This is a genomic window from Arachidicoccus rhizosphaerae (assembly GCF_900107765.1).
In the GTDB taxonomy this organism is placed as follows: Bacteria; Bacteroidota; Bacteroidia; order Chitinophagales; family Chitinophagaceae; genus Arachidicoccus; species Arachidicoccus rhizosphaerae.
Genome location: NZ_FNQY01000016.1, coordinates 102,572 through 113,608, shown reverse-complemented (window position 1 = coordinate 113,608; position 11,037 = coordinate 102,572). Strand labels below are relative to the sequence as shown.

Annotated in this window: 11 protein-coding genes; 6 read left to right on the top strand and 5 right to left on the bottom strand. The window is 42.2% G+C overall.

Going from position 1 to position 11,037, the window contains the following annotated elements; genetic code table 11:
• Together BLU80_RS13590 and BLU80_RS13585 are read right to left on the bottom strand one after the other, a co-directional pair.
• Nucleotides 1-201, bottom strand: a 201-nt coding sequence (locus BLU80_RS13590; protein ID WP_139188158.1) for a hypothetical protein, incomplete at its 3' end; no start/stop codon positions are given.
• 279 nt (nt 202-480) lie between these two features.
• On the bottom strand, nt 481-1,626 hold the full coding sequence (locus BLU80_RS13585; RefSeq protein ID WP_091399513.1) for a hypothetical protein: 1,146 nt from the start codon (nt 1,624-1,626) through the stop codon (nt 481-483).
• Nucleotides 1,627-1,785: 159 nt separating this feature from the next.
• On the opposite strand from BLU80_RS13585, the gene BLU80_RS13580 reads away from it, so the two are divergent.
• The 5 genes from BLU80_RS13580 to lepB all read left to right on the top strand — a co-directional run bounded on the left by BLU80_RS13580 (nt 1,786) and on the right by lepB (nt 6,359).
• A complete protein-coding gene (locus tag BLU80_RS13580; RefSeq protein WP_091399510.1) occupies nt 1,786-2,388 on the top strand; it encodes a thymidine kinase in 603 nt (200 codons plus the stop codon).
• Nucleotides 2,366-3,052, top strand: coding sequence for a heme exporter protein CcmB (locus BLU80_RS13575; protein ID WP_091399507.1), 687 nt, complete (start codon nt 2,366-2,368; stop codon nt 3,050-3,052). Before BLU80_RS13580 ends, BLU80_RS13575 begins: the two co-directional genes overlap by 23 nt.
• Before the next feature lie 119 nt (nt 3,053-3,171).
• Nucleotides 3,172-3,606 (top strand): hypothetical protein, encoded by a 435-nt coding sequence (locus BLU80_RS13570; protein WP_091399503.1) that lies wholly within the window; start codon nt 3,172-3,174, stop codon nt 3,604-3,606.
• Nucleotides 3,607-3,729: 123 nt separating this feature from the next.
• The gene (fmt, locus tag BLU80_RS13565) at nt 3,730-4,695 is read left to right on the top strand and encodes a methionyl-tRNA formyltransferase (RefSeq protein WP_091399500.1); all 966 of its coding nucleotides are present in this window, start codon (nt 3,730-3,732) and stop codon (nt 4,693-4,695) included.
• Between the two features lie 149 nt (nt 4,696-4,844).
• Nucleotides 4,845-6,359 (top strand): signal peptidase I, encoded by a 1,515-nt coding sequence (gene lepB, locus BLU80_RS13560; RefSeq protein WP_091399497.1) that lies wholly within the window; start codon nt 4,845-4,847, stop codon nt 6,357-6,359.
• A gap of 95 nt (nt 6,360-6,454) precedes the next feature.
• Here lepB and BLU80_RS13555 read toward each other — a convergent pair whose 3' ends face one another.
• The 3 genes from BLU80_RS13555 to BLU80_RS13545 all read right to left on the bottom strand — a co-directional run bounded on the left by BLU80_RS13555 (nt 6,455) and on the right by BLU80_RS13545 (nt 9,480).
• Nucleotides 6,455-8,038, bottom strand: coding sequence for a DHA2 family efflux MFS transporter permease subunit (locus tag BLU80_RS13555; RefSeq protein ID WP_091399495.1), 1,584 nt, complete (start codon nt 8,036-8,038; stop codon nt 6,455-6,457).
• 69 nt (nt 8,039-8,107) lie between these two features.
• A complete protein-coding gene (locus BLU80_RS13550) occupies nt 8,108-8,962 on the bottom strand; it encodes a universal stress protein (RefSeq protein WP_091399492.1) in 855 nt (284 codons plus the stop codon).
• A gap of 44 nt (nt 8,963-9,006) precedes the next feature.
• A complete protein-coding gene (locus tag BLU80_RS13545) occupies nt 9,007-9,480 on the bottom strand; it encodes a MarR family winged helix-turn-helix transcriptional regulator (protein ID WP_244518923.1) in 474 nt (157 codons plus the stop codon).
• Between the two features lie 337 nt (nt 9,481-9,817).
• Here BLU80_RS13545 and BLU80_RS13540 point away from each other — a divergent pair, with 337 nt between their 5' ends.
• Nucleotides 9,818-10,987: a glycoside hydrolase family 172 protein gene (locus BLU80_RS13540; protein WP_091399488.1), complete on the top strand. Its 1,170-nt coding sequence runs from the start codon at nt 9,818-9,820 to the stop codon at nt 10,985-10,987.
• Nucleotides 10,988-11,037: the final 50 nt, after the last annotated feature.

Below are 11,037 nucleotides of genomic sequence, written 5' to 3'. Positions count from 1 at the left end.
AACGTGCTTAAGGATCATCAGTCCAATACCTCCCCTGACATCAAACCAGCTCTTGCGTCCCTGGCCGGTAACCAGACCCCGGGGACTCGGAATAGTAGCGGATAACTGCTCAAAAGGGATGGCTTTATAAAGAATTCCTAAATCTGTTTGGCTAAAATGCTCATCCAGTAGATTCTCGTGAAAAAAAAGTAGATTTGTCATGGATTATAAAAAAAGTTATGCCCTACTTTGAACACTTTTTGTGCCAAAGCAGGGCAATTTTATTATAATCCACACCCTGAAACTCAATGGGGATAACTATTACAGCTTTTCAGGAACACCCTATAAAAAAAGCAGCTTACAATTTATCTGTGCTTATAACAGATTTTTGTAAGCTGCTTTTTTATGTAAGTTCTGTAGTGAATCACACCTTGATTTGAACGCTTGCACAAATCCGGCGGTAAAAACTTACACTGAAAAAGACCGCCGCAAATACACTGGCTATCCCTGACTCATGAATCTTCTTTTGATGAGTTGTTCAAATTGCTGGGTAATTGGATTTTGTGTATCCCAGCCCAATTTAAGTCTTAATTCCCTTTCCGACCAGGCATGGGCTTCTGGAAATGAGTTGAATTTATTCAGGGTGATAATACTGCGTTCATACATAGATTCATCTCCTCTGAAGAGTTCACTGATGAAGAGGTACCTGTCGTTAATGCCTATGGCACTGGCCAGATTATCAATGGGAGTGCTCTGCATCTTATGGGCCCATTCTTCCTGCGGCTGACCTAACTGTTCATTGAGTTCCTTAAATGGCTGTTGTTCGTAGCTGTTGTTATAACTATTATCCTGACCCTGTGTAAGGGGTCTGTTCTGAACAAGGGTAGGAGCATCGGCCGCACCATAATCGGCCCACGCACTGAAATTATCATGGATAAAAGAAAGATGTTTCCTTTTGTCCTCTTCCGTCCGATCAATTCCCGGCGTAGCAGCAGCGACAGATGCAGGGGTGTTTTCTGCCTGCTCTGCGTACTTGTGAACAGCTTCAAAATCGGGTGCCTGTTGGACTGGAGGTACCACTACAGGGTTTTCGAGGGACGGTTGTCCTACCGGGCCTTCCTCTGATACCGCTTCTGCGGCCGGCTCCTGCGGCTGTTGCAAGGTAGGTTCGTCTGAAGGTATACTGGTCGGGTACTGGTCCGGAGTTAAGGTAGATAAAATAGGCGGATGCTCATCAGGTTCTTCCTCCAACGTAAAGAGTTCCTTTTGCACAGGCTGAACGGAGTGCCCAGGTGCTGGAAAGTTTCCAAAGCTATGATTGTCAGTTGCTTCTGAAGCGGCGGCTTCCGTTATCACCGTAGGAGGTTGAAGCGTGGGTTCCTGGTCTGATAAATGGGCCACAACCGGTGCTTCGGGAGCTTCCAGTGGAATATGACGGACTACTGTTTTAGCGGCAAAAGGCATAACAACACTTACACTGGTGCTTTTAAGCGTGCTGCTATTATTTTTGAATTCTAATTGTTGGAGTTCTGCTACAAGAAGCTGCGCTGAGGATAGCATGCCTGAAAGATGTCCATCCTTTGCCTGAGCTTGTAATGAATCAATGAGTCTATGTACTTTTTCCAGATTTATTTCCTGGTTTTCCATAATCAAATGCAGAGGGTTTGCTGAATATATAATAATTTTGACTTTTTAATCCGAGTCTTAAAATTACGAAGTTTTTACTCAATGACGGATTCATTTACATTTAATTATATAGTAAAGTGTTAATATATAGGTAAATGGCCCTTATTGATTATTTTTATCATGTTTATTGAGCCAAGTTTAACAGGAGAGCGCAGAGGATGGATCGAAGTAATCTGTGGATCAATGTTTAGCGGGAAGACCGAAGAACTGATTCGCAGACTCAAGCGTGTCCAGATTGCAAATTTGAAGGCGGAAGTCTTTAAACCCAGTATTGATACCCGGTATAGTGAAAAGGAGGTGGTGAGTCATGATGAAAATGCGATAAAAAGCACCCCTGTAGAGAGTTCGCAGCATATCCTGCTGCTCGCCCAAGATGCAGATGTCATAGGTATTGATGAGGCTCAGTTTTTTGATGCAGAGATTGTGCATGTCTGTGAGTCCCTGGCGGCTAGAGGCGTTCGGGTTATTGTAGCAGGCCTGGATATGGATTTTAAAGGCCAGCCGTTCGGACCTATGCCAGAGCTTCTGGCGATTGCAGATTATATTACAAAGCTTCATGCCATCTGTGTCAAATGTGGCAATATTGCCAGCCTATCTTTTAGAAAAGCGGCCAGTCAGCGACAGGTACTACTGGGAGAAAAGCAGGAATATGAGCCCAGATGTCGTAAATGCTATGAAGAAGGGACACGGGAACAAAATAATGCAAATCATCCAGTCATTTAAAGTATTAGTGTTGAATAAATACGTTATCTCATTGATTAAAAAGGATTTATTGCTGGAGCTTCGCCAGCAATATACCCTGTATGGAATCTTCCTGTATGTGGCTTCTACGATATTTGTCATCTATATAACCATGGGACAACCTGAGGAGCAGGTCTGGAACTCCATGTTCTGGGTCGTGCAATTATTTGTGGCGGTGAATGCGGTCGCTAAAAGTTTTCTACAGGAATCCAGGGGCAGAATGCTATATTTTTATTCAATAGCCGGAGCCCGGGATTTTGTCCTGTCTAAAATTATTTTTAATGGCCTGCTGATGATGGTGATGACCATATTAAGCATCGGTTTATTTGCCTTGTTGCTGGGCAATCCGGTCTATAATATGTGGCAGTTCATGGGGCTTGCCATGCTGGGCGGACTGGGGCTGAGTTTTATCTTTACTTTTCTGGCAGCCATTGCTGCCAAAGCGCAGCAACAGGCAGCGCTTATGGCCGTCATGGGGTTTCCTATCATAGTACCTCAGCTGCTATTGTTAGGCAAAATTTCCAAAATTGCCTTTTCTCCCGTGTTATTTCAAGGAATGCTGTCCATGGTCGGCCTTTTGCTGGCTTTTGATGTGCTGATTATTGCACTCGCACTTATATTATTCCCATTTCTTTGGAAGGATTAAGCAAGAGTTACGAACTGGTAGGGAAATGCGCACTTGCTGACTCAAGAATAACTTTCCATTCAAAAAAGACTGAAATGGAAATTATTGAGTAATTTCGCTGCAAACAAATTAGTGAAAAGATGCTGAAAGGATTACTGGATCTGCACAACCTGCTGCGTTGGCTGATTTTAATATTACTGGTGGTCAATATCATTAAGAATTTTGCGGATGCTAAAAAGCCCTTTGTAAAAATTCATAAAAAACTGGGACTTTGGCTGATGATATGTGCGCATTTAACGCTGGTCGTAGGTTTGGTGGTACTGGGAATAGATCTTAGTTCTCTGGCCGATCGCTCAACGATCATGGCTAATTCCGCTCTAAGATTTAAATTTGTAGAACATCCCGTGGCGATGCTTATAGCTATTGTGCTGATTACAATTGGGAAGGGTGTGGCTAAAAAAGATTTGTCAGATATGAAAAAACACCGCAAGTCCGCTTTACTCTATCTGATTGCCTTAATTATCATTCTGGCAATGGTGCCCTGGAGTACTTCCTCACTGGTACCAGGGATGTAAGCAGTTATTTGGTTTGTTAGGATTCCACTTTAAATAACATTTGTAAATTTGGGCTTTGAATGGCTGCTGAAAAAGTAGTTTCCATTTAAAGCCCAAATTTATTTTAATTCTATAAGTATTATCATGTCCGGTTTAAAGCAAGAAAGATCTTTAAAAGATATACGCATTGTTTTTATGGGTACGCCCGAGTTTTCCGTCCCCACCTTACAAAAACTGGTGGAGGAAGGGTTAAATGTGGTAGGGGTGGTTACAGGACCGGATAAGCCTGCCGGCCGTGGAATGCAATTGCAGAAAAGTGCGGTCAAGCAATATGCAGAGTCAGCCGGGCTGCCGGTTTTACAGCCGGAAAAACTTCGGGATCCCCGGTTTTTAGAAGCCCTGGATGTATTGAATGCTGATTTGCAGGTTGTGGTGGCCTTTAGGATGCTGCCGGAAGTAGTATGGAGTAAACCTCCCTTGGGAACGATTAACCTGCATTCCTCCTTACTTCCTCAATACAGAGGTGCGGCACCTATTAACTGGGCTGTTATTAATGGAGAAAAACTTTCCGGACTGACCACCTTTAAACTACAACATGCCATAGATACCGGCAATATTCTACTACAAATAGAAATGCCTGTGGCAGCTGATGAAGACGCCGGTTCTTTGCATGATAGAATGATGCTGGCCGGCGGAGACTTGGTGTTGAAGACTATAGAAGGATTGGTCGCTGGGACCCTTCAGGGTAAACCGCAGTCTGAAACGACTGAATTGAAAACGGCACCCAAAATTTTTAAAGAGACCTGTCAGATTGATTTTAATAAAACAACGGCTGAAGTATTTAATTTGATCCGGGGGCTTTCTCCGTTCCCGACAGCATTTACGTTGCTGGATGGGAAGATGCTGAAGATTTATAAAGCACATCCGCAAATACCGGCTGCAACCGATAAGGATCCGTTCCCTGAAACGGGAGCGCTCATCACAGATGGTAAGACCTTTATAAAGTACAGGTGTTCAGATGGCTTTATTGTGATGGATGAACTTCAGTTAGCGGGTAAGAAAAAAATGACGACGCCGGAATTTTTAAGGGGATATCATTTTAATAATTAGGTTGAATTGAGTCAATTAGAGACTTGTTTTGCCAAAATCAGGTTAAAACCGCTGGTGTAAATTTTAAAAACCTTTTATCATCTGTACGGGGGTTCCATCTGGAAAACCCTTACATTTGTGGGTAACTAACGTTAAAAATTCAAGAAAGTATGGGTTGGCTATACGTGATTTTATATTTGGTCGGATGGCCAATTGGCGTGTATGGAATGTTTAAGAAGGCAGGGGTTGCTCCCTGGAAAGCCTTTATTCCATTTTATAATACCTGGATTATCTGTGAACTTTGTGGTATCAGCAAAGTATGGTTTTGGTTGCAATTAATTCCATTTGCCGGCCAGTTTATCACCATCTGGATTACCATTATTTTTGTCATGCAATTTGGCAGATTTAGCCTCATTGATCATGCACTGACAGCAATTGTGCCCTTTATCTTTTTACCATTTGTAGGCTTTTCTGATAAAGTTCGCTACATAGGTCCCGATGCAGTAAAGCTCTATAGGAAGTCAACGGCCAGGGAATGGATTGATGCGCTGGTCTTTGCGACGGTGGCGGCCACCCTGATTCGTACCTTTATTTTTGAAGCGTATGTGATTCCAACCGGAAGCATGGAGAAGACTTTATTGATTAATGACTTTCTGTTCGTCAATAAAATGACTTATGGTGCCCGTATACCGGAAACCCCGCTCAGTTTTCCGTTTGTGCATAATTTTATGCCTTTTTCTACGACTACACCTTCCTATTCCAAGGCTGTCCACTGGCCCTATAAAAGACTGCCGGCATTCTCCGATGTAAAAAGAAACGATGTGGTTGTCTTTAACTTCCCTGCTGGTGATACGATCATCAATGAACCTAATTACGGGTCTGCATTGCCTTATTATCAGGTTCTGAGAGATTACTATCATGGTGACAGGGCAAAACTGCTGGCAGAGCATCAGATTATTGTACATCCAATGGATAAAACCGATAACTATATTAAAAGATGTACAGCTGTTGCAGGAGACACCCTGCAGATTATCAATACGGAACTGTATATTAACGGTAAAAAGGCCTACGTTCCGCCAACTTCCCAAATGGAGTATCTGGTCACTACAAATGGCAATTCTTTTTCCGATCAGTACTTACAAGATGAATTACATGTCAAACTAAATCCGGTCAATGAATCAGATGAGCCGGAAAAGAAACAAATAGCGCCGAATGTTTATCAATTTGATGTGACAGCAGACGTAATTGAGAAAATTAAAAAGCTGCCCAATGTCGTTAAGGTCGAATATGACCTGCAGGATTATAAAGGTTTATTTCCTTATTTTGATAAAAAAGATTCAAGCTGGACACCGGATAATTACGGTCCTTTATGGGTGCCTAAAAAAGGTGTAACGGTGACTTTAACTCCTCAGAATATAGATATCTACAGAAGAATTATCCATACTTATGAGCATCACACGCTGGAAGAGCAGGGTGATAGTTTTATCATCGATGGTAAGAAGACCAATCAATATACATTCGAGTATAATTATTACTGGATGATGGGGGATAATCGCCACCGCAGCCAGGACAGCCGTTACTGGGGTTTTGTTCCTGAAACCGCTGTTGTAGGAAAAGCTTCTTTGATCTGGTTTAGCTGGCAAAATGGTCCAAGATGGAAAAGGATTTTTAAATCCATTCATTAGACTTTTTTAATACAAAAGAAGCCCCGCTTCATGCATTAAATCAGCCTGTAAGGTCTAAGAATAGATTTTGCAGGCTGATTTTTTGTAGGAGCGTCTTATTCGGTGAGCATCTGAGAAATGTCCACTTTTGTTTTAGAATTTCTGACGAGGACCAATACAAAAGGGACACAAATCAGGAACATCATGCCAATCCAGAAAAAGACATCCATGTAAGAGCGGATGGTGGCCTGCCCGGTAAGGAGCTGATCCAGTAATTTCAATGCCGAATTTCGTGCTACTTCAGGTGTCATTCCCTTTGCCTGAAATCCGTGCGTGAGCATATGGATTCTGTTTTGCGTATAAGTGCTGCCGGCCGCGAGGTGGCTGGCCAGGTCATTTCTGTATTTGGCGATATCACGCGTGATATAAGTGGAGATAATGGCTACCCCAAAAGATCCTCCAAGTTGGCGCAGCATCCCGGAAATGGCGGCCCCTTCTCCGATCTGGACCCCTTTAAGTGTCGAAAGTGCAAGTGTTGTTACCGGGATAGAGAGTAAACCCAGCCCGATGCCTCTGATCACCAGAATCCAGAAAAAGGCGTCGCTGCCAGTGTCCGGTGTCAGCACTTTATAGGCCATGACACTATAAATAAAAAAAATAACCATTCCAGTGGAGATCATAATGCCAAAAGGGAAACCTCGTTCCATTAATTTGCCTACAAAAGGCATCATAATCGCGGTAAAAACGGTACTTGGAATCATGAGCATGCCCGCCTGGAAGGCGGTCCATCCCATGATGGTTTGTGTGTAAAGCGGAATGATAAAAGTGGATCCGTATAAGCCAAATCCCAACACAAAAGAGAGTATGCTGCCGATGGAGAGCTCCTTATTACGTAACACCCGAAGGTTCACAATAGGATAGGGGTAGACGATTTCCCGCCAGATGAAAAAGTAAAAGGCAAAAAATGAAATTACGGCTGAACTTGTAATCAGTGCACTGTTAAACCAATCTTCTTCCTGCCCCTTTTCCAGAATAAATTGTAAAAAGCCAACAGAAATAATCAGCAGCGCGATACCCAGCCAGTCCACATCACGCGTCTTTCTTTTTTCCGCGTAATGAGGACTTTTGACAAACTGTAAAGTCAGAATAGTGGCAATGATTCCAATCGGAATATTAATATAAAAAATAAAGGGCCAGGAAAAATTGTCGACAATATACCCGCCGAGGGGCGGACCCAGGGTAGGACCCACGATGACCCCTAAAACATAAATGGTCTGTGCAGTGGCTCTTTTTTCAATGGGGTAGCTTTCTGTAATGATTGTCTGTGCCGTAACCAAAAGAGCGCCTCCTCCAATTCCTTGCAAGAACCTAAATACAATTAACTCGGTGATACCTGAAGCGTTACCACACAACCAGGAGCAAATGGTAAATAAAATGATGGATGCTGAAAAATAATTCCGGCGACCAAATTGTTGACTCAGCCAACTGGTCATTGGCATAACAATTACATTTGAAATGGCGTAGGCGGTGATCACCCAGGTGATTTCTGACAAAGAAGCCCCCATACTGCCCTGCATATCAGGTAGAGCGATGTTGACAATGGTCATGTCCACAATCTGCAGAAGCGCGCAAACAACTGCAGTAATGGTGATAATAACCCGCTTTGCTCCATAAACCACTAATGAGTTATCACTGTCCATTTTCCATGCTTAATTTTTAATTTTTAAAAATTAACCGTATCCCTGGATGTTCCGCACGCCGGCTTGTCCTTATTTTAATAGTAACAGGGCCTGGCTCGTATTTTTGTAAATACCTTCTGACAGACTTTTATTGGCCATATAATATAAGAAGCTATGTGTTCCGGGGAGGGCAACAATTAAATCTGTCGGATTATTAGCCACAAAATCCAGCACGCCGTGCAGCGTATCATGATCATAACTATGAAAGAGATGCAGCGCATTGCCTTTAAAATAGCTATGTAATTTATCTTTCCATTCCTGGATCATCTGATCGTTTTGCTGAGCCGGGTCTTTGTAAATATTTAAAACCGTCAGCGCACTGTGTTCACTAATCATACTGCTGTATTGTTCCAGCTTGCCCAGGTGTTTCATGTGCTGTAAATCACAGGGTACCAGGATCTTTTTAATCGGTGTATAGCGATAGCCTTCTGGTACAATCAGGACTTTAACCGGAGATATTCTGGCTATTTTGACAATACTGGTCGTAATAAAGCCGGGTTCGCTGGATCTGGTATGGTCACTGCCTACCGTTATTAACTGAATATCGGGATGCTGCAAAAGTATTTCCATAATAGCCCGCATTAAGGGCAGGTCACTGGTAGCGGTCCTAATTTGGATATTGTCCTGACCGGTTAGTTGACTGACCGCTTTTTTTTGCAGGTTTTTTAAAAGTTTACTAGAGGCCTTTCTGTACTGTGTACTGGCATCTTTTCCCATAAAGCTATAACCTATTCCCAAGGTGGATATGTAGTCCATAAATGATTCGTAATGGACTTTAAAAAGGATAATCTGGGAATATCCGTAATGTTTGGCCCAATGGACTGCATAATCGACAGCGCCACTGGAGGCCTCTGAGAAATCAACGGGAACTAATATAGTTTTCATATTTAAATTTTTTTATTTTTAATGAGGTGAGCTTTGTGAAGTGTTTAAAGATTACCGGCCATTTGCCTGATCATGGTTGTACTTTGCAAAAGCAGCGCTGGCGCAATATCGCCAGCTGCCTGTGCATAACAATCCAGTACTAATGGATAAATAACTTTACGAAGCGCTTTACCCTGACTGGTCAAAAAGATTTTTTTGTGCCTTCTGTCCTTATCGTGTTCCACTCTGGTAACGAGCCCTCTTTTCACTAAGGCGTTAATCAGATAAGTTACGCTGGATTTATCCTTACTTAGATGATCGCCTATTTCTTGTTGGTGAATGCCGTCCTCGCGCCAAAGCAGGCCGATAATTTCCAGCAGTTCAAAGGAGATATCATGACCGGTTTCGCTAATTCTGATCTGAATGGACTGGCGTAATCGGCTGCGCAGTTCATTTTGGGCCCGGCCTAATTCCAGGGCTAAGGTGGCTTTTGAATGACTATGGTTTTGTTGCATGGTAGAAGTAGTGTTTTTAATCATTCTCTGGCATAAAGTTAGGAAAATAGTTTGAATTCAAACTATTTTTAAATTTTTAAAAACTTAATATTTTAAAGTAATGGAGGCGGGGTTCCTATTTCAATTAATTGTGACAGAACCTTTTATTATGATTTTGTTATTAAATAGTCTTTGTGTTACAAGGGAAGTTAACTGCATTTTTTGATTTTTTTAAAAAATATTTGGCTATTAGGAACTGAAAATTTAAATTGCAGCTTAAACGTTTAAGTAATTTTAAGAAATCCTGACACATTACTTAAATGTGGTTACATCTGATGACTTGATTTCAATTTATAACCTGATTTTCCTAAAAGTGCTTATTATGATTAAAAAGAGACTAGCTATTGTTTTTTCCATGTTTGTTTTAACGGGACTCAGCCTTAGGGCACAAAATACCTATAACGGGATTAACGGAACAATTAGTAACCTTTATCAACTGTCCGATGCCAAATCCAGATCCATAAGTCCGGAGAATTTTACCGGAGAGAAAGCAAAGGGGGCTATGGCTACAGAAGGAACCGGGAAAAATGCAGCCAGAGACCTGGGCCCCGGCTGGAAAATCAGCCCAAGCGTAGTGATCAAGCCTCATACTACATTTACGATAGCCGATATTGACGGATCCGGATCCATCCAGCATATCTGGATGACACCCACGGGTAACTGGCGTAATTCCATTATTCGTTTTTATTGGGATGGGGAAGATAAACCTTCCGTAGAAGCGCCGGTGGGTGATTTTTTCTGTATGGGCTGGGGTAAATATTCTCCCCTGGTATCACAGGCGGTTTGTGTAAATCCGGGAAGTGCTTTTAACTGTTACTGGCCCATGCCTTTCATGAAACATTGCAGAATTACCATGGAAAATATTGATGAGCACCCAATGACGCTCTATTTCCAGGTGGATTATATTGAAACGAAGGTGCCGGATGATGCTGCTTATTTTCATGCGCAGTTCAGAAGGGTGAATCCTCAACCTTATAAAAAAGAATACGTATTACTGGATAATGTCAAAGGAAAAGGGCAGTACGTAGGAACATATATGGCTATTGGTGTACATAATAACGGTTGGTGGGGTGAAGGTGAGATTAAATTCTATATGGATGGTGATACGCAGCATCCCACCATCTGTGGCACCGGAACGGAAGATTATTTTTGTGGATCCTATGATTTTGATACCCATAAGAAAAATGAAGCCGGCGTAGAAAAAGTAGAATATACAGAGTATTGTACGCCATATGCTGGCTTATGCCAGGTATTAAGAGGAGATGGTCATTATGAAGTATCCCAACGTTTTGGTATGTACAGATGGCATATAACAGACCCTATTCGCTTTGATAAGGATTTAAAAGTGACCATTCAGGATCTTGGATGGCGTAGTGAAGGGCGGTATCTGCCCTTGCAGGATGATATTGCGACAACCGTATTCTGGTATCAGACGGAACCGCATAACCAGTTTCCGCCCTTTCCGGATAAGGATGCGCTGGAAGTAAATTAAAATCGGTTTACCCATTGGTAATCTGTCAGATTATCAATTTTTACCGTGTT